Genomic DNA, 21,577 nt, shown 5'->3' on the forward strand with positions numbered 1-21,577 from the left:
GTTTTTGCTGGATATTAACTGGATATTTTGGCTGAAAGAAGCTGATATTGGGAAGAAATGCCCCAAATTTGGATGAATATGTGAAAGAGTGGATAGAGCTGATAAATGATTAGGGCTACCAGTCCTGCCCATAGGTACGTGGCTGTGACTGTAACTCCTGCCAGAAGTCCTGTGAACAGTAATAGGATAATGGCAAGTCCGATAATCGGCAGCGAATATCGAAAGAAAGAGATGACCGTAGATAAGATACCTAACTTGGCGGCGATGGCGAATTGTACATACATAAATAGAAGCTGCAGGAGAAAAACGTAAAGCATTAAACAAAGTATCCAAGGAAGAAGCTTCATTACGATCTGCTCGTAGGAGCCGCTATGACCTAGCATATAAGCAGCTTTGGGAATAAGCCAGATGAGTGGGACAAGGGTAAGTGCCATACGAATCAGATACACGAGCAGGAAGGGGAGCGTGAGTTGCTTCATCCCGCGAAAGAATCGATATCCGGCATTCTGGTGAGAGTGTGTGAGTGAGTAGTAGACACCGGCATTTAAGAGAGGCGTCAGCAGCATGCGAGCACATAAGAGTACAGCAAGCCACCATAGATAGGAATAGCTGAGATCTGTTTTAATTAACTGAAACTGGCTCTCTGCTAGGAAAATCTGCAATGCCTGCTTGGGCTGCTCAGCGCCAGGAAAACGATGCATGAGGGGGACGAGAACTCCCTGAACGAGTTTATACAGAAGAATACCCCAGCCCATCTGATATAGGAATAAAATGATCGTGGCAAAGGGCTGCGCCATAGCTGCCCTGAACCCTGCTTTGATATAGGTGGCCAACGAGGGTCCCTCCTTAAAGTTTTCTTAAGAAAACCAGCATCGTAAGCATACGCTCAGTGGTTGTCATGAGACGTAAGCCAAGGTCCTTACCAGGCGACTGAGCCAAATATGGCTTGCAGGAACTGGATGATGCCAAGATTCCACCGAATTTGCCACTTCGTATTGATTTGCGTTTGATAAAAGTTGTTAATGTGCTTATTTTCAAGTATGAGCGTGTACTTAGGATCGATGCGCACCCAGTCGACAGGGGAGGCATGCGTTAATTTGAATTCAATGCTGCCTTCCTTGCCATCCCATGTTTTATCTAGCGTTGTACCATCTGCGAAGTGGAACTGGACGGGTACTTCTGGCGCGTTACCACCAAGCTTAACGATGCGGACTGTGCTTTCATACGTCTCAGATCCCTTGATACCCTGAGGTTGTATATGGACACTTTCGATAGAGTAATCCATCATCAGATTGCCATAGACATACTGATTAAAGAAGTCATCCCAATCTGATTTACTAATCTCCTCCACGACCTGTTGGAAATCCTTCGTAGACGGATGTTTAAACTGCCACTTTTGGAAATAGGATTTCATAATACGATCCATCGTCTTGGTGCCGACTTGCCCCTCAATGGCTTTGAGTACGAGCTTGCCGCGCGTGTACACATTTTCAGCATATTGATCATGTCCGGTGTATGCCCATGCCTCTTTCTGCAGTCCATTAGGTGAGGTGATATAACTGGATTCGACAGGCAAATTAGGTACTTCGCCGTATTCGACTTCCATTACTTTATCCTCCGCATAAGAGGTAAAGCCTTCATCCAGCCATGCTTCCTCGAATTCATTGCTGGCAACGAGCCCATAAAAGAATTGGTGACCGATCTCATGGACGACGACACGTTCCAGTTCTAAGTCTGGATCTTTATCGCTAGCACCCCAAGCGGTAACCAAGGTTGGATATTCCATACCGCCAGCGCCATTCCCGCCAGGTGGGGGGACGACGATGGAAAGGGTAGAGTACGGATACGTTCCGTACCACTGACTATAACGGGAGAGTGCTTTTTTGGCCGCATACATATAACGGTCTTTTAACTCTTGATGATTGGGATCGAGATATAGTTTGATTTTCACCCCGGGAATTTGCGGTGTAGAGAAGGGTTCTTCTACATAGACGAAATGAGGAGAGGCTGACCAAGCGAAGTCATGCACATCCTCGGCATAGAATTGGTATGTCTTCATGCCCTTGTCCGTCACAGCAGGCTTAACAGGAAATCCAGTCGCTGCCACAATATAATTCGCGGGCACCTGAATTTTCACATCATACATGCCGAAATCCGCATAGAATTCGGAATTTCCGTGGTACTGGTGGAGATTCCAGCCAGGCTCAACCCGTCCTCTAGTCCCTTTGCGCTCATAAGCGGCAACCTTCGGGAACCATTGTCCAGCCATAACGAAGTCATCGACATACCCCATTCTGGCAAAAGCTGCAGGCAGCTTAACAAGGAATTCGGTTTTGATGGTTACACGTTCGCCTGGTCCAACGGGTTTGGATAACGGTATTTTGAGCAGCGTGTGGTCATCCTTGTTGCCGTCATCTGGCTGTACGAATGACATCCGCTTGGAGAGGTCATCCCCCGTATCCGATTTCACGGAGAGCAGTTCCATACTGCCGCTGCTCTCATCTTTCGCTTCATCGTCCCTCAGCTTCCCGCCAGATTCGCGCATAAATGTCGTTTTCTTCGAAGCGAACGCATTCGGATAGAGGTGAAGATACATGTCTTGTACAGGAACTGAGCCAGGATTCTCCCATGTGAGTGTTTGTTGTCCTTGGAGCTGCCTCGTTTCTGGTGTGTAGGCAACATTCATGTGGTATTCGGCAATACGATAACTAAGTGGTGTTGAGGTTTCTAACGGTTTGCCATTATCTGCAGGCTGCATGTCCGGTGTCTGAACATGGGGAACATCTTTAGAGACGACAGGAACAGTCCCTCTTGGTGTGGAGGGGAGCAAGGTATTCGTTATTAACACTGCGCCGGCAGCAAGGAGCATAACAGCAAACCACTGTACCTTGCGGCTATTGAATAGAGCATTCATATCCATGAGATTCACCCCGCCTAAACAAGCATCTACAGCATGTATATGTAGACAACCTAGGGAATATTTCTGCGAGGTGAAAGAAATATGTTAAATAGCCAAGGGAGCCTGCCGCCACTTGTTCTACCGGGAGACTTTCGCTACAATGAAAGCATGTCGTCATTTTAACCTAATGTAGAGTGGAAGGTGCCCTTATGGAAGCGGATAAGAAGAAGCTGGCCTTAAATATAGTAAGCTCGAAAGTGAATCACAAAGGCTTCGGTGCAGGAGCCATTGATCTTAGTAACGTCTCCGGTATCATTATTGATGGGGATGAAGCGTATCTAGATGAAGGAACACTGCATGCGAAGAGTAAGATCGAGAAAGGGATTAAATTCTCAACGAACAAGGAAGATGTGCCGAATGGGCGTAAAGCATGGATCGTGTGGGTAGCGGTGGATCGGACAGAAGAGGGTGCCTACTATGCGGGGATGTCCGCTTGTGAAATGTTAATCGACACCGAAGCGCGCCGAGGATGGAAGATTCTTGCGGAGCATGTAAACAAAATGGACGGTGCGATGAAACGTAAATTCATCCTAGAGGGCTTGTCTGACAGTGAGCGAATAACCCTTCGAAACTGCTTAGTTTCGCACAACGAAGACTGGTGGAACCGCTCGGATCAAAGCCTCAAGGACGCACTCTCCTAAGCTTTAAACGGCGAATGTGGAGAATATGAACATTATGTGTCATCCATTGTTCCGCAATGTCGAAGCGGGTATACTATACCCTAGTGTATGTTACCTCATATACTAGGACAGCAAAAAGGCAGGACTAAGACGCGCTTAGTACTGCCTTTTTGTGTTTCCATTTAGTGGGGGATTAGTCGTTCCACCAACGTTTTAGATCGTTCCACCAAGAGCCGTTATCGCCTTTGGGACCGGCTTTTTGGCCGCCTGCTGCATCTGGATTAGCAGGTTTGCCTGTGCAATATGTCGTAGGCTCAGTACCAACCAGGAAAGCCTCCATTTTGGAATTCGGACAGTCCTCATTAGATAATTTGCCGCTTAGAGGATCAATATAAACCGTCGATACACCTTCAGGGATCGGGAACAGCTTTGGCGGAATTGCAGCTAAGGTCTGTTCAGTGAAATCCGCGAAGATCGGTGAGGCGAGATGTGATTCCACCGTAGTAATGTCACGGTTTTTATCATAGCCGACCCATACTGCCGTAGATAGCTCTGGTGTGAAGCCGACGAGCCAGGCGTCCGTATCGGTAGTACCTGTTTTGCCGGCAATCGGCCGCTTAATCGTACCGGCTACACGGTTCCCAGTTCCACCCTCTTCGAACACACTCTCCATTAAATTGGCCATCACATACGCAACTGCAGGCGGTATCACTTGCTCCTCCGTAGGCGTTGCTTCATATAAGACGCGCCCATTGGCATCCTCGATTCGCAAAATAGCGGTCGTTTCATGGTGTACACCCTGATTCGCAATAGAGGCAAAAGCCGAAGCCATTTCTAACGGACTCACGGGGAAGGAACCTAACGCTAAGGAAGGCAGCGGCTTCATTGGCGATGCAATCCCGAGTTTACGCGCGAAGTCGATGACCTTCTGTGGACCCACCTCAAGTATCGTGTGCACCGCATAGATATTATCCGATTTGGAAATCGCTTGACGCATATCGATATTCCCATTGGTATACTGGTCATTGAAATTTCTTGGCGTATATTGCTGGCGCCCTTCATCGTAAGTAAATACCGTAGGCTCACTTTTGACCATGGTCACAGGGGTGAAACCATTCATGAGTGCGACCATATAGACGAATGGTTTAAAAGATGACCCTGGCTGTCGCGTATTCGACAGCACACGATTGAACTGGTTTTCCGTATAGTCGCGTCCGCCGACCATGGCTTTGATCTCACCTGTGCGCGGGTCTACCGCGACAAGTGCAGCCTGCAGATCGGGCTTACCTTCGAGCTGCTTGGTAATGACATTCTCAGCAATTTGCTGGGCATTCTTATCCAGCGTGGTGTAGATGCGAATGCCGCCTTCATCGAATTGTTCTTCCGAGATGCCGAGCTTTTCCGTCGCTAGATTACGTACATAATCCCTGAAATAAGGGGCAGCAGATGGCTTCTTTTTCGTTAACGGCAGAATCGTCAGCTTTTCCCTGCCTGCAGCCTCAGCGGCGCTTTGGGTAATAAAGCCGCTGTTCACCATCGTCTGGAGAACGACCTTTTGCCGATCCATCGCATTTTGCAAATCATAATAGGGGGAATAGTAACGCGGTCCTTTCGGCACCCCAGCGATCATAGCGCTCTCTGCTAAAGTTAACTCACTAGCATGCTTACCGAAGAAAAGCTCAGACGCAGTCTCAATGCCATAGGTCGAATGCCCATAATAGATTTGATTCAAATAATCAGCGAGGATATCATCTTTGCTCAGCTGCATTTCCATTTGAATAGCATAGACAGTTTCCTTGATTTTGCGCGTCCACGTGCGATCATGAGTTAAGTAAAGGTTCCGAGCTAGCTGCTGCGTGATCGTACCGGCTCCTTGCACTTTGGCCATCGCTTGAACATTCACAATAGCCGCGCGTGCTACGGCTTTAACATCCACGCCGAAATGATCGTAGAAATGCTGATCCTCCACCGCGAGCGTTGCGTGTATTAAGTAAGGTGAGATGTCATTTAATGAGACCACCTGCCGATTCTGCCCAGAATAAAAGGTATCAATCACCTCGCCATGTACATCGTACATCTGGGAGGTTTGCATCGTTTTGGTGACGGGCAGCGTTTGGGAGCGCAAATAAACTAGAAAGACAGTGGCCCCGATGAGCAATAGTAGGCTGCAGGTAAAGAAGAACGAAAAGGTCTTCTTGATGCGTCTCATCCACCGCATGGAAGCAGGAATCTCATTTTTCTGTCTGGCAGATTGTGATTCAGGTGTTTGTTGGCGGGGCTTCTCATTCGTGTTCTCATTCTCGGACATGCTTTCCATGCCTCCCTTCTCCTTGCCCAAAGGCGATATTAACCAGTATGGAAAAGCATGGCAGTGTGTATTCAACGAATTGTAAATATTTTTTGTTAAATGGTTAAAAGATCGAGGAAAATATTGCATTTTGGGGGTAATGAACTATAATACAATTTGGGCGTGTCAAGGGACTGGAAATTAGCACCCTAACTCGTATGACTTTTCCAGCTGGTGGAACACTGTTAGAGATAACGAATGTCAGAAATTATTCATCCAAATAGAGAAGCGAAAGAAGGGTTACTTATGGAATTATGGTACACAGAGAAACAAACGGATAGCTTCGGTATCACGGCGAAAGTGACTGAAACTTATGTAAGAGAGCAAACGGATTTCCAAGATCTTTCCATGATCGAAACCGAAGAGTGGGGCACGATGCTAACACTTGACGGAATGGTAATGACTACGGTAAAAGACGAGTTCGTCTATCACGAAATGGTTGCCCACCCAGCACTTGTTACTCATCCGAACCCAGAGTACGTGCTTGTTGTCGGCGGCGGCGATGGCGGTGTAATTCGTGAAATTATGAAACACCCGAAAGTGAAGAAAGCCGTTCTTGTTGATATCGATGGCAAAGTTATCGAGTACTCCAAGAAGTACCTACCTACGATTGCTGGCGAATTGGACAACCCACGCGTTGAAGTGATCGTTAACGATGGTTACATGCACATTCATGATCACAAAAACACGTACGATGTCATCATGGTTGATTCCACAGAGCCTGTAGGCCCAGCTGTTGAGCTGTTCTCCAAAGGTTTCTACCAAGGCATCTTCGATGCGTTAAAAGAAGACGGAATCTTCGTGGCTCAAACGGATAACCCATGGTTCAAAGCAGATTTGATCCAAACCGTAAATCGCGACGTGAAAGAAATTTTCCCGATCGTTCGTGTATACAGTGCGAATATCCCTACATACCCAAGCGGTCTGTGGACATTCACTATGGGCAGCAAAAAGCACGATCCGCTTCAAGTAGAAGAATCAGCAATCCCTGAATTCCCTACGAAATACTACACGCCACGCTTGCACAAAGCAGCGTTCGTGCTGCCTAAGTTTGTTGAAGATTTGATTAAATAGGCTGCGGGATCGCGCGGATAAATAGGATTGAATAGAAGAGGGAGTCGATTTGTCGACTTCCTTTTTTGCCATTTAAGGGTAAGCGATGTTTACCCTTATCTAATTGTTATCAGCGTGGGTTATGGCGTGAGGCGTTGCTCCAGCTGCAAGTATAGCTCCCAACCGAAGCCCAACCCAAGCCCAAGCCAAACCCCAACCCCAACCCCAACCCCAACCCCAACCCCAACCCCAACCCCAACCCCAACCCCAACCCCAACCCCAACCCCAACCCCAACCCCAACCCCAACCCCAACCCCAACCCCTCGGCGCTAACCACAGGGCATGCTGGCCAAGTGAATAACTGGATTTCCTCCCGTTATTTCAGGCCAATTACGTCAAACGGGACATTTCGAGCAAAATTAGATGTAGAAAATCCAGTTAAACTTTCCAAAGGCGGATTTTACCCGGAAATAGATGTAGGAAATCCATTTAATCTCCAAAAGCAACTCATCGATCCCTTTACCCCTGCGTTCCTCTTCATGCCCTCGACGCTAACCCGAATCAACTTAAATCTCTTACGTTCCCTCAAGTAACAATTCTCCGATAAACAAATTTCAATCACTGCCATACAGCTGTCAGCAACTCCTAGCTATACTGTAAACATAAAGACAGGACATGAATCGCAGCAGTGTCAGCAGCAGAATAAGCACTGCGGTAGCGCTAGCATCAGCACCAAGCTCAAGCGAGCCTGTTCTACCATTCCTAGGAGGTTTTATATATGTTTACGACGATTGAGAGTTTTATCGAAGAATACCAAATGGAATCGAATACAACGCAGCAACTGCTGGATACATTAACAGATGAGTCCCTCACACAAACACAAACCGAAGGCTACCGTCCACTTGGTTATATTGCTTGGCATCTGGTCCACGCGGAACGCGGTATGCTATATGGTACGGGGCTGGAATTTGAATCGCCGGCTGCTGTAAGTGTGCCGCCTGCAGAGGCAGCAGTTATTGCCGAAGCGTATCGGACAACAACGCAAAACATACTTAACGCGATTCGTACGCAATGGACGGACGAGAAACTGCAAGATGTGGTTACTATGTTTGGAATGCCTTGGACGATCAGCACAACTCTATATAGCTTCTTGAAGCATGAAATTCACCATCGCGGCCAATTGACGATTCTCATGCGACAAGCAGGCCTTTCAGTTATTGGCGCCTACGGGCCAGCCAAAGAGCAGTGGGCAGCTATCGGAAGGCCAGTTCCAACGTTATGAGCATAAACATGAGAGTCTCCTAGTCCGTTTGCTAACGGATCAGGAGGTTTTTTTCATCTTTTGCCAATCACGAACTCGCCTCCAAGCCGTTACATCCCCTCCATGCATTGAATTTACTTATCCTTTCATATAAACTATTAGCTAACATGCCTGCGTTGTGACACGAGTTGTCATTCGCAGCAACAGAAGAAGAGGGGAATATCGAATCATGACGGACAAGCAGCGGGTGCGGATTCGAATCGAGAGTCGAAGCGGGAGCGAGACCACGGTGCAGAAGGCACGCGGGGATCTTTATCGCAAAGGCGATCATACCTACATCCGCTATGAAGAAGAGCCGAATGAGCTTGGACGTACGGTGACGATCATTAAGCTCGAAGACAATCAGATCCGGATTATTCGCCAAGGTGATGTACAAGCTGAGCAAACCTTCGTTCCTGGAGAGAAGCGGACTGGCTTTTATCACACGCCGCAGCTAAGAATGGAATTGGAAATTGAGACGCACAAGCTGACCTCGGAGGCCATCCATGGGATCGGAATTACGAGGTGGAGCTATGATCTATATGCATCAGGTACACATACAGGAGCTTATCGAATCAAGTTGTTAATTCAGGAGGAGTAAGACAATGGATGTTCTTAACGAAGTGAAAGCGAAAGTGAAGCAAGCAATTAAAGAGGCTGTTCTAGCGGCGGGTATCGTCTCAGAGGAGCAATTGCCAGATATCATTCTGGAAGTGCCCAAAGAGAAGACGCATGGCGATTTCGCGACGAATGTAGCGATGCAGTTGACGCGTATTGCGAAACAGAATCCAAGACAAATTGCCGAGCAAATCATCGCCAACCTGAACAAGGATGCAGCGAGTATTGCGCAAGCAGAAATTGCTGGCCCAGGCTTTATTAATTTTAAAATGGATAATGTCTACCTCTACCCCGTAATTGCTGATGTGGCGAAGCTTGGTGACCGATTTGGGGAATCGAACGTTGGTCAAGGGCTTAAAGTGCAAGTGGAGTTCGTTAGTGCGAATCCTACAGGTTCCCTCCATTTGGGACATGCACGTGGCGCAGCTGTTGGTGATGTTCTTTGTAATGTATTGGATCTAGCGGGCTATGACGTTTCGCGTGAGTACTACATCAATGATGCGGGTAATCAAGTTGTCAACTTGGCGAAATCCATCGAAGCGCGCTACCTGCAAGCGCTTGGTCAAGAAGCGGAAATGCCAGAGGATGGCTATTTTGGCGAAGATATCAAAGGTTTTGCAACGGAACTCGCAGCTGCAGAAGGCGATCGTCTGCTGAGCTTATCGGATGAAGAGCGTCGTGCTTATTTCCGTACGTATGGACTTGAGAAAGAACTCGACAAAATCAAACGCGACTTAGGTCGCTTCGGTGTTCATTTCGACCACTGGTTTTCAGAGACGTCAATCTATGAAGACAACCTTATCCCGCCTGTGCTTCAAGAGCTAAGAGATAATGGTCATGTCTATGAAGAAGAGGGCGCAACGTGGTTGAATACGACACCGCTTGGGGATGACAAGAACCGTGTTTTGATCAAAAACGACGGCTCCTTCACCTACCTTACACCGGATATCGCTTACCACCGCAATAAATTCGGACGCGGCTATGACCGCTTAATTAATATTTGGGGCGCTGATCACCATGGCTACATTCCGCGGATGAAAGCGGCTATGACGGCTCTTGGCTTTGAAGCAGACCGCCTTGTTGTGCTGATCGCCCAGATGGTGAGCTTATTCCAGAATGGCGAAAAGGTCAAAATGTCCAAACGTACTGGCAAAGCCGTTACGATGGAGGACTTGATGGACGAAGTCGGCGTGGATCCGATTCGTTACTTCTTCGCGATGCGGAGTATGGATTCGCATTTGGATTTTGACATGGACTTGGCGGTTTCGCAGTCCAATGAAAACCCTGTGTTCTATGTGCAGTATGCTCATGCACGGATTTGCAGCATCTTCCGCCAGGCGGAAGAGCAGAATATCGCGGTGCTCCCGCTGGAACAGGTTGACCTGTCCCAGCTGACCTCGGAAGCCGAGTTCGACTTGCTGCGCAAGATCGGCGAGCTTCCGGAAGAGATCGCCATTGCGGCTGAGCAGTACACGCCGCACCGCATGATCCGCTATGTCTACGAACTGGCAAGCCAGTTCCATAGCTACTATAGAGGCCACTACGTCATCACAGATGACGCAGCCTTAACCCAGGCGCGCCTCGCCCTGCTCGGCGCGCTCCGCACGACCCTAGCCAACACGCTTCGCGTGGTTGGCGTATCTGCCCCTGAGCGGATGTAACACCCGCTCAGCCAGAAGAAGCTCCCCTTGACCACTGGTCAACAGGGGAGCTTCTTCTTTGTCCAAGCGCAGGAGGTACTCTCTGCGCCAGCTACTCTTGCCCTGCGGCGCGGATCGCGCGCTGGGCGTTCAATTGCCCGGGCTGCCACCGGGCGTTCGGGCGCTTGCTCAGCGGGAAGGCGCAGCGGCGCAGCGCGTTTTTGATTTGCTGCGGCGACATGGCGCGCATGGAAAGCATTAAGGCGATAACACCGCTTACATGGGCCGTTGCCATCGACGTGCCGCTGAGCTCGTTATATTTGCCGCCTAGCCAAGCGGAATACACGCGCTCACCAGGCGCATAGATGTCGATTTGTGTTCCGCGATTGCTGAAAGGAGCAATCCGTCCTGTTCGTGTTGTGGCACCTACAGAGACAACATGGGGGAACCGAGCAGGGTAATCAATGGTTTTCTTTCTGCCGTCATTGCCGGATGAGGCTACAATAACCTTCCCTCTGTAGTAAGCGTTTAGTACCGCTTGCTCCAGTGCAGGATTGTACGTTTTCATACCGAAGCTCATATTAATAATATCGAGGTCGTTTTGGACGCACCAATCAATACCGGCGATAATATCGGATACATATGCGCTTCCATTTTGGTCAAATGCTTTAACGGGATGAATAATCGCTCGGGGAGCTACACCGATAATACCGGAATTACGGCCTGTTGCCGCGATAGTGCCTGCGATGTGTGTGCCATGCCCGTTATCGTCATGGGGCATGAGCCTGCGATTTAATAAGTTGATGCCATGCGAGATCGAGTTTTGCAAATCCGGATGCTTATATTCGATGCCGGTATCGATGACGCCGATATGAATGTTTTTTCCGACAGATTTGCTCCAGATCTCAGGAGCGCCGATTTGATCAACTCCCCAAGGAATAGTGCGTGTACGTGAGTTGGAAAGAATAGTAGCTCGTTTCGGTACGGTCTTTCTACCTTTAACTTTATTTATAGTTAATTTCGTATCCACTTCGATACGTGTCGTGCTGGAGAAGCTTCTGAGTTTTGTATCCGGACACAATGTACAGGAAAAAGCGTTGATAATGTCTAGAGGCAGAACCAGGGATAGTCTGGGGAGTTCAGACGTCATGCGTAAGAGCTCTGATTTGCAGGCAAAGTAATCCGTCTTTGAGGTGAAATGGATAAGGTGCTTTCTAGCTGGTGGTTTAGTAAGACCTAGATCTTCATGAAGCAGATGAAGAAAGGTGGCTGTATCCATCGTGCCATCCCCCCGTTACAGCATATAATCATATCTCCCCTATCCTATGTACAGGTCATCATACTTGACCGTGTCATCGCCTTTATAAAGGTTGTCAAAAAGTCCAAATTTGATCACGAAGTAGTCCAAGATGCGTATTCGACATCGAATATTGAATGCAGCCGGAAATCAATCTTCTCGGTGCTGCAACCCAGACTTTATAACACGCACTTATAGAAATAAATGGGTGCAAGGCCGTGTCAGATGCGTAGGTTCAACATAGGATACATAGAGAGGCGCGGGCAGGAGTGTCTCTTTCTCAGGTAGTGGAAACGACTGCTGTTCATCAGCAAGCGGTTCCTTAGGGTACAGTCGCAGGCGGAGGGGGACCTTCGTCTGTATTTCTTTTATGGGATGCTTACAACAGACCTTTATTCTGAAATATAGAATGTGTTGTTTCACTTCATAATTTGGCTATATTTTTGGATAAACGATCCTGTCCAAGCAGGAAGGAATAGCCGATTGTTCGGGGGTAGTTGCAATTTTAGAAAAAATAGGTTTTACTTAATGAAGATATTGGTTATGGTAGATAACGTAGTCAAGAAATGATCGAAAAGGATGTGCCTTAGATGAGCAGCGAATACACACTGAAAATCACCACAGAGCAAGCACGCGAAATGCCCATGGTGGATTTGGCGTTCGAATTGCTGAAGTCGGCGAATACGCCGTTTTACTACCGAGAACTTATGGCTGAAATTGCTAAAATAAAAGGGCTTACTGAAGACAATGTCATGAATGTGATTGCCCAACTATATACGGAAATCAACATCGATGGTCGTTTTGCTTGTGTCGGTACGAACCTATGGGGCTTGAAGCGTTGGTATCCAGTTGAGAAGTCCGACGATGCGGTTGGAAACGCGAAGCGTCCTAGAATTATCAACGACGAAGATGATGATCTGGATGAAGACGTCTACGCGGAAGAAGAAGATACATACGCAGAAGAAGACGAGTATGATGCATTTGGTACCGAAACCGAAGAGGAAGAAGAAGCGGAAGAGGATACTGAATTCTTCGAAGATGAAGAAATCGAAGAGGATCTTGGCGAAGCGGGTATTGAAGAGAACGATGATTCGGATGACGACGAAGATGATTTGGATTCCGATGAGGACGAAGACGAGTTGGATGAAGACGACGAAGACGACAAATAACTTGTCTTGACAGTCCCTATACGTTCAGAGTAAACTATTGCATGGGCTTTAAAAGATTCTTAACAATTCGCGCATGCGTTCAAAAAGTGCCCCGTCACTACGGGTGTCACTTTTTTTGTTTTTTTGCGCTTTTTTTTTGTAATTTGTTCATGAAAACACTTATTTAGCAGAAGCTAATGCTATTACACCTTTGTTCTGGCGACACCCTAGAGCTTATGCTGATGAAGCCAGTTTTCTAGCACCTTTTCACACTTTTATCATGTTATAACAAAGCCAGTTTTCTGGCGAAAAATATAAGGAGGCGTACATAGTGACAAAATACATTTTCGTTACGGGAGGCGTAGTTTCATCCCTTGGCAAAGGAATTACCGCAGCTTCCTTAGGAAGACTGCTCAAGAACAGAGGTTTGAAAGTTACGATCCAGAAGTTCGATCCTTACATTAACGTGGATCCAGGAACCATGAGTCCTTACCAGCATGGGGAAGTTTTCGTAACCGATGATGGTGCAGAAACGGATTTGGACTTAGGTCATTATGAGCGTTTTATCGACATTAACTTGTCCAAAAGCTCGAACGTGACATCAGGAAAAGTGTATTCCTCTGTTATTACTAAAGAGCGCAGAGGCGAATACCTAGGTGGAACTGTACAGGTTATCCCTCATATTACGAATGAAATTAAAGAGCGTGTTATTCGTGCTGGTCGTGAAGCTGGGTCCGATGTGGTTATTACTGAAATCGGTGGTACTGTCGGGGATATCGAGAGCTTGCCGTTCCTTGAAGCGATTCGTCAAATGAAAAATGATATCGGCCGCGAGAATGTCATGTACATTCACGTTACGTTGATTCCTTATATCAAAGCTGCTGGAGAAGTCAAGACTAAACCAACGCAACATAGCGTGAAGGAACTGCGCGGCCTGGGTATTCAACCGCATGTGATTGTTTGTCGTACGGAGCATTCTTTGACAGAAGATATGAAGCGTAAGCTCGCTTTGTTCTGTGACATCGATCCTGCTGCAGTTATTGAATGTAAAGACGCAGAAACGTTGTATGAAGTACCGATGATGCTTCGTGAGCAAGGCCTTGATGACTATGTTGTGAATCATTTGAAGCTATCAACGAATCAACCCGATATGACAGAATGGGAAAGTCTTGTTCGTAAGGTCAAATCCTTGACGAAGAAGACCGAAATCGCCATCGTTGGGAAGTATGTAGCTCTTCATGATGCTTACCTTAGTATCGTTGAAGCGCTTGGACACGCGGGTATCGACAATGACTCCGAGATTGATATTCGTTGGGTCAATGCAGAAGATATCTACGATCATAATGTGCATTCACTGCTTTCTGGTGTACAAGGTATCCTTGTGCCAGGTGGATTCGGTGATCGCGGGATTGAAGGGAAAGTAGCAGCGATTCGTTATGCGCGTGAGAAAGAAATTCCGTTCTTCGGTATTTGTTTAGGTATGCAAGTCGCTGTTATTGAATATGCACGTTCTGTTTGTGGATTGGATGGCGCGAATAGCTCCGAGATTAATCCAACAACCCCGTATCCGGTTATTGATCTATTGCCAGAGCAGAAGGATATTGAGAATCTAGGCGGTACGATGCGTTTAGGTCTATACCCTTGTAAGTTGACACCAGGTTCACTTGCTGCGACTACGTATAATGATGAGCTAGTTTACGAAAGACATCGTCACCGGTATGAATTTAATAATGAATACCGTGAATTGGTTGAATCTGCCGGTTTGCGTATTTCGGGTACATCACCAGATGGTCGTCTGGTTGAGATGGTTGAGCTTCCTGGTCATCCGTGGTTCTTGGCCGTGCAATTCCACCCGGAATTTACGTCCCGTCCGAACCGTCCGCAGCCACTTTTCCGTGAGTTCGTGAAAGCTGCACAATCGATTTCCCGCTAAAATTTTACGTTGCTGATGGAGGAATCCCTCTCCTGATAATCAACTTTTATGTAAAACTTTTCAAAAAAGATGCGCTCCTCAGAAGGAATACGAAAATGAATAGCGAATACCTTGACTCATAGGATTGGAACTTGTTATTCGTTTTCGGGAGGGGACTTGGCTCATGAAGAAAAAAGTGTTGGTTGTGGATGATCAAAATGGAATTCGTGTACTCCTCATGGAAGTGTTCAGTAACGAAGGGTACGATACCTATCAAGCCTCCAATGGCAAGTTGGCCTTGGAAATCGTTAGAAATGTTTCGCCTGATCTCATCTTGCTAGACATGAAGATTCCTGGTATGGACGGACTTGATATTTTGAAGCATGTGAAAGAAATTGATGTCTCTATCAAAGTCATCATGATGACGGCATATGGCGAGCTAGATATGATCAAAGAAGCGACGGACTTAGGTGCAATCATGCATTTTACGAAGCCATTTGATATTGATGAGCTCCGACTTGCTGTTAATATGCAATTAAATAATGAATCCAGCAGTGGTTTCGCAGTAGGATCCTAGTTATAGGGTCTTTTTTGCATATTAGACGTAATAAGTTTTTCATCATACTTCGCTATTCGCTTAAATAAACGCTCCCGTCTAAGAAAGATGGTAGAGGCGTTTATTTTAGTTACGGAAAAATGAAGGCTTGGTTATCATTTGAAAAGTTATGTGCTATAATAACTCAGGTATGAACAGAGAGCGGTATGCGCATCTACTAAAGAGGTTCTAGGAGGAAGAGAAACATGGCATTGGTTTCAATGAATGAATTTTTACCTAAGGCAAAAGCAGGGAAATACGCGGTTGGTCAATTTAACATGAACAATCTTGAGTTCGCTCAAGCGATTGTGGAAGCAGCAATCGAACTGAACTCCCCGTTCATTTATGGTGTTAGCGAAGGCGCACTGAAATATATGGGCATCGAGTTTACAGTAGCTATTGCAGAAGCAGCAGCTAAGAAGTCCGGTCTTCCGATCGCGTTGCACTTAGACCACGGTAGTTCGTTTGAAGTAGCAATGAAATGTATCCGTGCAGGATTCAGCTCCGTTATGTTTGACGGTTCCCACTATTCTTTCGAAGAAAACATTCGTTTGACGAAAGAAGTTGTTAAAGCTGCTCGTGCTATGGGCGTATCCGTTGAGGGTGAGCTTGGAACAATCGGTGGCGTTGAGGATGACATTTCCGTTGATGAAGAGCATGCTAACCTAGCAAAACCAGAAGAAGCGATTCGTTTCTACGAAGAAACAGGCGTGGATTGTTTGGCAATCGCAGTAGGTACTGCACACGGTATGTACGCAGGCGAGCCTAACATTCACTTTGATATTATTGAAGCAGTTACCAAAGCGATCCCAGTTCCAGTTGTATTGCACGGTGGATCCGGCGTTCCAGACGAAATGATCCGTAGATCAATTGCAGCAGGCGTTGGCAAAATCAACGTGAATACAGAGAACCAAGTGGCATGCACAGAAAGCATCCGCGCAGCTCTGAACAAAGATGCTAAAATTTATGATCCTCGTAAATATCTAACCCCAGCTCGTAACGCTATGATCGAAGTAGTAAAATCCAAAATTCAATTGTTCGGAAGCAGCAACCAAGCTTAATTCCAAATTGAATAGACAAGCTAGGAAATGCTGTAATGCGCAGATGGATGGTCGACAATCGTTGTCGTCCGTCTGTGTTATTATGGGCGTTTCCTTCTTCTATTTGTTGATAATGCCGTTTATTTCACCCCGTTCTTATTCATTTACTTCATTTCTTTGTGGATTTTCGTCGAATGATTGTGGAATTGGTGAATTTTGTTGCGTAACGTTTATGAGAAGGCACCTGGTTTAGGGGGAGAAGTATGTTGGAGAAATTAATGGTGGTTGGTGGACGCCCACTACGGGGAACAGTTCAGATTAGTGGAGCAAAGAATAGTGCAATTGCACTTATTCCAGCCGCAGTACTTGCAGAAACACCAGTGACGTTGGATAATCTTCCACATTTAAGCGATGTGGCTATATATACAGAAATTTTAACAGATTTAGGAGCAACAATTGATTGGAACGAAGATCGGATGACCATTGATCCGAGTCAAATGAAGCCTATGGCAATGCCGAATGGCAAAGTGAAGAAGCTGCGAGCTTCGTATTATTTGATGGGTGCACTTCTAGGTAGATTTGGCGAAGCGACGATTGGCCTTCCAGGCGGGTGTAATTTCGAACCGCGTCCGATTGATCTTCATATTAAGGGATTTGAAGCACTTGGCGCTGTGGTAAGTAATGAGAACGGAGCTCTTCATATTCGTGCTAAGGAATTGCGCGGTGCTAAGATTTATTTGGATATGGCGAGTGTAGGCGCTACGATTAACATTATGTTAGCTGCATCACGTGCTAAGGGATTGACTACGATTGAAAATGCGGCGAAAGAGCCTGAAATTATAGATGTGGCAACACTTTTGAATTCGATGGGTGCGAAAATCAAGGGAGTTGGTACGGATACGATTCGTATTGAAGGAGTTTCTGAACTTCATGGCTGCCGCCATTCCATTATCCCTGACCGTATTCAAGCGGGAACATACATGATTGCTGCAGCGGCGACGCGCGGCGATGTAACGGTAGATAATGTGATTCCGAAGCATCTGGAAGCATTGACAGCGAAGTTGCAAGAAATGGGCGTTCATGTCTACGAAATGGATGAATCCATTCGTATTGTCGGTCAGCCTATCTATGAAAGCGTAGATGTGAAAGCATTAATTTACCCTGGATTTGCGACGGATTTGCAATCTCCAATGTCTAGCCTGCTTTGCCAAGCTAAGGGTGTTAGTGTATTAACAGATCATGTTTATAGCAATCGATTTAAGCATATTCCAGAACTTGTACGCATGGGTGCTAAGATAAGAGTTGAAGGACGTTCGGCCATTATCGAAGGTTCGCAACTGAGTTCAGCCAAAGTAAGAGCGACAGATTTACGTGCAGGAGCAGCATTGGTCATTGCTGGCCTTAGTGTCATGACAGGTGGAGTAACCGAAGTGTCGGGCGTGGAGTTCATTGATCGCGGTTATGAGAATTTAGTATTTAATCTATCTTCGCTAGGAGCCGAAGTTTGGCGTGAGACTGAGGAATAAAGTGCCAAACAACAGGCAATGCTAGAATCCAATTGAAAATTTAATAGTTTGGTGGTTGAAACATGAGCATGCAGCTTGCTGAGCTTGAAGTACTCAAGCTTACTGAATTATATAAACTAGCTAAGAAACATCAGATTCCATATTACGGTACGCTGAAGAAAAGAGAACTCATTTTTGCCATTTTACGCGCACAAGCAGCAGAGAGCGGATTCCTGTTCATGCAAGGTGTCTTGGAAATTTTGCAAGAGGGATTCGGATTCCTGCGTCCAATCAATTATTTGCCTAGCTCAGAGGATATTTATATTTCTGCTTCTCAAATTCGCAAGTTTGATTTGCGTTCAGGGGATATCGTCTCCGGTAAATGTCGTCCTCCCAAAGAGAACGAGCGGTATTATGGTCTTCTTCAGGTCGAAGCTGTAAATGGCGAGAAGCCGGAAACAGCGTCGGAACGTTTACATTTCCCTGCACTGACCCCTCTTTACCCAGATACACGAATTACACTAGAGACAGAGCCGAACAAGATTTCCATGCGGATTATGGACTTACTTGCTCCAGTAGGCCTTGGACAGCGTGGACTTGTCGTTGCACCTCCTAAAGCAGGTAAAACGTTGCTGCTCAAAGAGATCGCCAACAGTATCTCGACGAATTATCCGGAGATTGAGCTATTCGTGCTACTGATTGATGAGCGTCCTGAGGAAGTTACCGATATGCAGCGGTCTGTCAAAGGTGAAGTCGTGGCGTCAACTTTCGATGAGCTTCCAGAGAATCACATTAAAGTGGCAGAACTTGTTTTAGAACGAGCTATGCGTCTAGTTGAACATAAGAAAGATGTTGTTATCCTGCTCGATAGTATTACGCGCTTAGCAAGAGCGTACAACCTCGTCGTACCGCCTTCAGGCCGGACGTTGTCCGGTGGTGTTGACCCCGCTGCTTTCCATCGTCCTAAGCGTTTTTTCGGAGCTGCTCGTAACATTGAAGAAGGTGGCAGCTTAACTATTCTTGCTACAGCACTTGTCGAAACCGGTTCACGTATGGACGATGTCATTTATGAAGAGTTTAAAGGGACAGGTAATCTGGAGCTTCATCTCGATCGTAAAATGGCGGAGCGCCGTATCTTCCCTGCTATTGATATTCGTCGTTCAGGGACTCGCCGTGAGGAAGCTTTGCTCACCAAAGATGAGCTTGAGAAAGTATGGGCACTACGCAAAGGCATGAATGATTCACATGAATATACCGAAGCCTTTATTAAAAAGCTTGCGGACACGAAGACGAATCAAGAATTTTTGGATTCGTTGGCATCCCCATCTGCGGGAACGTCCTCAGGAGCGAACAAAGGTAAAGTTAAAAACTCAGCATCTTAAGCTTATTGATAAGCTCCATTCGTTGCACAAAGAGGAGTACCGTTATGAATTTGGTGTATTCAGATCCACAAGGAAATGTATTTGATCATCCTGATTTTCTGGCCTTAGGCCGGAATGCAGAAATGATCACCGAAATACTAGAAGAAGAACTGATCCCTCTGCCGGAGGGAGCCACGCTCGTTAGCCTTCCTTTCACACGTCCGGTCGGCATTGATGCCGCGACTGGTGAAATGAAGCGAGTCGAGGGGGATTACCATGCTGTTGGAGCCTTGCTTCCACAAGGATTCACAAGACTTCTTCTCCCCGGATATGTGAAGTCCGACAAAACGAAGGCGTTGCCTCTGTTCGGTTACACGGCCGTCGTGTGGAAAGAGGATGGCTTCTACGTGGCCGCGCGGCTTACGGATAATCCATACTTCTGGAATCCGATTCATTGCGACCCAGACGAACTTGAGGTTGAAGTGAAACGGTTAACAGCCAAGTATCCCGAGAATCGCCTATATGCCCATTTGTCGAATTGCGCCCTTGGCTACGAATGCTTGACCGCTTCGAACACGTTCTTGCAACGTTGGGAAGGGGCAGTTCCCGTTTCGTATTCCTGCAACGCGGGCTGCTTCGGTTGCATTTCCGAGCAACCGGATGAGAGTGGATTTGTCGCTCCGCAAACGCGGATGAACTTCAAGCCGAAGGTCGAAGAAATTACGGAGATCATGTTGGAACACCTGCGAACGCCGGAGAGCATCATTTCCTTTGGCCAAGGCTGCGAAGGAGAACCGAGCACACAGGCTGTGATTATCATTGATGCCATCAAACGGGTGCGTGAGCAGACGAAGATGGGCTACATCAATATCAATACGAATGCGGGCCTTACGGACCACATTCGCGGCATTGTTGACGCGGGCCTAGACTTAATGCGCGTAAGTACGATCAGTGCGTTAGATGATCATTATAACGCATACTACAAGCCAAGAGCGTACACACTTAAGAATGTCGAAAAATCACTCCGTTATGCAACTGACAAAGGTGTCATTACCTCGATCAACTATCTCGTATTCCCTGGTGTAACCGATCGAGAAGAGGAAGTCGAAGCAATGATTGAATTTGTCCGCAGAACTGGATTGAAATTGATCCAGATGCGTAACTTAAATATTGATCCCGAGAGTTACTTGGGCATTATCCCTAAGGCTCAGGGTGAATTGCTAGGGATGAAGCAAATGTTAGAGATATTTGAACAAGAATTACCCGATGTGGTGATCGGTTCCTATTCTCATACACCGAAATTCTATACAAGCGATCGTACACTTACGCCTGTTTTATAGACCCATTCAATGGAAGGTTTAAACGATTGATTTGCCGTTGCATCTAGACTTGCGAATATGCTACAATGCAATAGTACGTCCATTAACTCTGTTTCAGCAAATGATTCAGGGCGGAAAGAGGTGAACCAAATGAAAGCAGGAATTCATCCTACTTATCATGCAACCACAGTGACTTGCGCTTGTGGTAATGTGTTCGAAACGGGTTCAATCAAGCCAAATCTTCGTGTTGAGATTTGCTCCAATTGCCATCCTTTCTACACTGGTAAACAAAAGTTTATCGATGTAGGCGGCCGTGTCGACAAGTTCAAAAAGAAATACGGAATCTAATTGGCATCATTTGCTTGATTGCCAATCAGCATAAGACAACCTCCCTTGGTCATCCTAAGCTTAGGCTTAGAGTCCAATGGGAGGTGTTTTTATGTTCAAAGGTCTAGTTAAGCTTACAGGAGCTGCTATCCTTATAGCCAGTTTAGTAGGTTGTGGCATGTGGACGGGGAATAACAAGAAAACGAATGATGACTCTACGTATAAAGTTCAGAATAAAGTTCAGAACTATAAGCAAGACGGTATGTTGGGTATCACAAGTGTGAACCCGAACAATCCAATGAATCCTACGTACCATCATTACGAGGATGATGCCAATCTTATGAAGGCAGTGCTTGCTCAACTGCCAGGCATTGAGAAGTCCAACATTGCAATCAATGGAACGACAGTCAATGTTCGCATAAATCCGAATGATGCTTTGACAGCAGCCCAAGTTGAAGAACTGCGATCGCAGGCTCAAATGGCATTAGAGACCAATATGCCGCGGTATAAAATACAAGTAAGAATGGTGCATTAAC

At 46.5% G+C, this 21,577-nt stretch carries 18 protein-coding genes; 14 read left to right on the top strand and 4 right to left on the bottom strand.

Annotated elements, in window-relative coordinates:
* Window positions 1–14: 14 nt before the first annotated feature.
* Both ASG89_RS12715 and ASG89_RS12720 read right to left on the bottom strand, forming a co-directional pair.
* A complete protein-coding gene (locus tag ASG89_RS12715; RefSeq protein ID WP_057311083.1) occupies window positions 15–833 on the bottom strand; it encodes a hypothetical protein in 819 nt (272 codons plus the stop codon).
* Window positions 834–919: 86 nt separating this feature from the next.
* On the bottom strand, window positions 920–2,920 hold the full coding sequence (locus tag ASG89_RS12720) for a M1 family metallopeptidase (RefSeq protein WP_235549744.1): 2,001 nt from the start codon (window positions 2,918–2,920) through the stop codon (window positions 920–922).
* A 188-nt stretch (window positions 2,921–3,108) separates the two neighbouring features.
* On the opposite strand from ASG89_RS12720, the gene ASG89_RS12725 reads away from it, so the two are divergent.
* Entirely contained in the window at window positions 3,109–3,600 is a 492-nt protein-coding gene (locus tag ASG89_RS12725) for a YwhD family protein (protein ID WP_057311084.1), read from the top strand.
* A 172-nt stretch (window positions 3,601–3,772) separates the two neighbouring features.
* On the opposite strand, the gene ASG89_RS12730 is transcribed toward ASG89_RS12725, so the two are convergent.
* Window positions 3,773–5,887, bottom strand: coding sequence for a transglycosylase domain-containing protein (locus tag ASG89_RS12730; protein WP_057311105.1), 2,115 nt, complete (start codon window positions 5,885–5,887; stop codon window positions 3,773–3,775).
* 285 nt (window positions 5,888–6,172) lie between these two features.
* On the opposite strand from ASG89_RS12730, the gene speE reads away from it, so the two are divergent.
* The 4 genes from speE (at window position 6,173) to argS (ending at window position 10,558) form a co-directional block, all read left to right on the top strand.
* Window positions 6,173–7,000, top strand: coding sequence for a polyamine aminopropyltransferase (speE, locus tag ASG89_RS12735; RefSeq protein WP_057311106.1), 828 nt, complete (start codon window positions 6,173–6,175; stop codon window positions 6,998–7,000).
* Window positions 7,001–7,757: 757 nt separating this feature from the next.
* Window positions 7,758–8,261 (top strand): DinB family protein, encoded by a 504-nt coding sequence (locus tag ASG89_RS12740; RefSeq protein ID WP_057311085.1) that lies wholly within the window; start codon window positions 7,758–7,760, stop codon window positions 8,259–8,261.
* A 208-nt stretch (window positions 8,262–8,469) separates the two neighbouring features.
* Complete coding sequence (locus ASG89_RS12745; protein ID WP_056621981.1) at window positions 8,470–8,880, top strand: DUF1934 domain-containing protein; 411 nt, start codon at window positions 8,470–8,472, stop codon at window positions 8,878–8,880.
* 4 nt (window positions 8,881–8,884) lie between these two features.
* Window positions 8,885–10,558: an arginine--tRNA ligase gene (gene argS / locus ASG89_RS12750; protein WP_057311086.1), complete on the top strand. Its 1,674-nt coding sequence runs from the start codon at window positions 8,885–8,887 to the stop codon at window positions 10,556–10,558.
* A 91-nt stretch (window positions 10,559–10,649) separates the two neighbouring features.
* Here the strand turns inward: argS and ASG89_RS12755 are convergent, their stop codons facing one another.
* A complete protein-coding gene (locus ASG89_RS12755) occupies window positions 10,650–11,816 on the bottom strand; it encodes a S8 family peptidase (protein ID WP_057311087.1) in 1,167 nt (388 codons plus the stop codon).
* Between the two features lie 608 nt (window positions 11,817–12,424).
* Here ASG89_RS12755 and rpoE point away from each other — a divergent pair.
* The 9 genes from rpoE to ASG89_RS12800 all read left to right on the top strand — a co-directional run bounded on the left by rpoE (window position 12,425) and on the right by ASG89_RS12800 (window position 21,576).
* Window positions 12,425–13,003 carry a DNA-directed RNA polymerase subunit delta gene (gene rpoE / locus ASG89_RS12760; RefSeq protein ID WP_057311088.1) on the top strand — a complete coding sequence of 193 codons (579 nt, stop codon included), beginning with the start codon at window positions 12,425–12,427 and terminating at the stop codon, window positions 13,001–13,003.
* 310 nt (window positions 13,004–13,313) lie between these two features.
* Window positions 13,314–14,915, top strand: coding sequence for a CTP synthase (locus ASG89_RS12765; protein WP_057311089.1), 1,602 nt, complete (start codon window positions 13,314–13,316; stop codon window positions 14,913–14,915).
* A gap of 163 nt (window positions 14,916–15,078) precedes the next feature.
* Complete coding sequence (locus ASG89_RS12770) at window positions 15,079–15,471, top strand: response regulator (protein ID WP_056621969.1); 393 nt, start codon at window positions 15,079–15,081, stop codon at window positions 15,469–15,471.
* Window positions 15,472–15,695: 224 nt separating this feature from the next.
* On the top strand, window positions 15,696–16,550 hold the full coding sequence (gene fba / locus ASG89_RS12775) for a class II fructose-1,6-bisphosphate aldolase (protein ID WP_057311090.1): 855 nt from the start codon (window positions 15,696–15,698) through the stop codon (window positions 16,548–16,550).
* A gap of 245 nt (window positions 16,551–16,795) precedes the next feature.
* Entirely contained in the window at window positions 16,796–18,055 is a 1,260-nt protein-coding gene (locus ASG89_RS12780) for a UDP-N-acetylglucosamine 1-carboxyvinyltransferase (protein ID WP_057311107.1), read from the top strand.
* Between the two features lie 62 nt (window positions 18,056–18,117).
* Window positions 18,118–19,416: a transcription termination factor Rho gene (gene rho / locus ASG89_RS12785; RefSeq protein WP_057311091.1), complete on the top strand. Its 1,299-nt coding sequence runs from the start codon at window positions 18,118–18,120 to the stop codon at window positions 19,414–19,416.
* Between the two features lie 44 nt (window positions 19,417–19,460).
* Complete coding sequence (locus ASG89_RS12790; RefSeq protein WP_057311092.1) at window positions 19,461–20,735, top strand: radical SAM protein; 1,275 nt, start codon at window positions 19,461–19,463, stop codon at window positions 20,733–20,735.
* Window positions 20,736–20,864: 129 nt separating this feature from the next.
* Window positions 20,865–21,062: a 50S ribosomal protein L31 gene (gene rpmE, locus ASG89_RS12795; protein ID WP_056621960.1), complete on the top strand. Its 198-nt coding sequence runs from the start codon at window positions 20,865–20,867 to the stop codon at window positions 21,060–21,062.
* A gap of 91 nt (window positions 21,063–21,153) precedes the next feature.
* Window positions 21,154–21,576, top strand: a complete 423-nt coding sequence (locus ASG89_RS12800; protein ID WP_057311093.1) for a hypothetical protein — start codon at window positions 21,154–21,156, stop codon at window positions 21,574–21,576.
* The last annotated feature ends 1 nt before the right edge of the window (window position 21,577 follow it).

This window comes from Paenibacillus sp. Soil766 (genome assembly GCF_001428105.1).
Classification (GTDB): Bacteria; Bacillota; Bacilli; order Paenibacillales; family NBRC-103111; genus Paenibacillus_E.

Excerpts from the sequence above, each read along its gene's own strand:
- ASG89_RS12720 (WP_235549744.1), bottom strand. The coding sequence starts at position 2,920 with ATGGATATGAATGCTCTATTCAATAGCCGCAAGGTACAGTGGTTTGCT.
- ASG89_RS12725 (WP_057311084.1), top strand. The coding sequence starts at position 3,109 with ATGGAAGCGGATAAGAAGAAGCTGGCCTTAAATATAGTAAGCTCGAAA.
- ASG89_RS12730 (WP_057311105.1), bottom strand. The coding sequence starts at position 5,887 with ATGTCCGAGAATGAGAACACGAATGAGAAGCCCCGCCAACAAACACCT.
- speE (WP_057311106.1), top strand. The coding sequence starts at position 6,173 with ATGGAATTATGGTACACAGAGAAACAAACGGATAGCTTCGGTATCACG.
- ASG89_RS12740 (WP_057311085.1), top strand. The coding sequence starts at position 7,758 with ATGTTTACGACGATTGAGAGTTTTATCGAAGAATACCAAATGGAATCG.
- ASG89_RS12745 (WP_056621981.1), top strand. The coding sequence starts at position 8,470 with ATGACGGACAAGCAGCGGGTGCGGATTCGAATCGAGAGTCGAAGCGGG.
- argS (WP_057311086.1), top strand. The coding sequence starts at position 8,885 with ATGGATGTTCTTAACGAAGTGAAAGCGAAAGTGAAGCAAGCAATTAAA.
- ASG89_RS12755 (WP_057311087.1), bottom strand. The coding sequence starts at position 11,816 with ATGGATACAGCCACCTTTCTTCATCTGCTTCATGAAGATCTAGGTCTT.
- rpoE (WP_057311088.1), top strand. The coding sequence starts at position 12,425 with ATGAGCAGCGAATACACACTGAAAATCACCACAGAGCAAGCACGCGAA.
- ASG89_RS12770 (WP_056621969.1), top strand. The coding sequence starts at position 15,079 with ATGAAGAAAAAAGTGTTGGTTGTGGATGATCAAAATGGAATTCGTGTA.
- fba (WP_057311090.1), top strand. The coding sequence starts at position 15,696 with ATGGCATTGGTTTCAATGAATGAATTTTTACCTAAGGCAAAAGCAGGG.
- rho (WP_057311091.1), top strand. The coding sequence starts at position 18,118 with ATGAGCATGCAGCTTGCTGAGCTTGAAGTACTCAAGCTTACTGAATTA.
- ASG89_RS12790 (WP_057311092.1), top strand. The coding sequence starts at position 19,461 with ATGAATTTGGTGTATTCAGATCCACAAGGAAATGTATTTGATCATCCT.
- rpmE (WP_056621960.1), top strand. The coding sequence starts at position 20,865 with ATGAAAGCAGGAATTCATCCTACTTATCATGCAACCACAGTGACTTGC.
- ASG89_RS12800 (WP_057311093.1), top strand. The coding sequence starts at position 21,154 with ATGTTCAAAGGTCTAGTTAAGCTTACAGGAGCTGCTATCCTTATAGCC.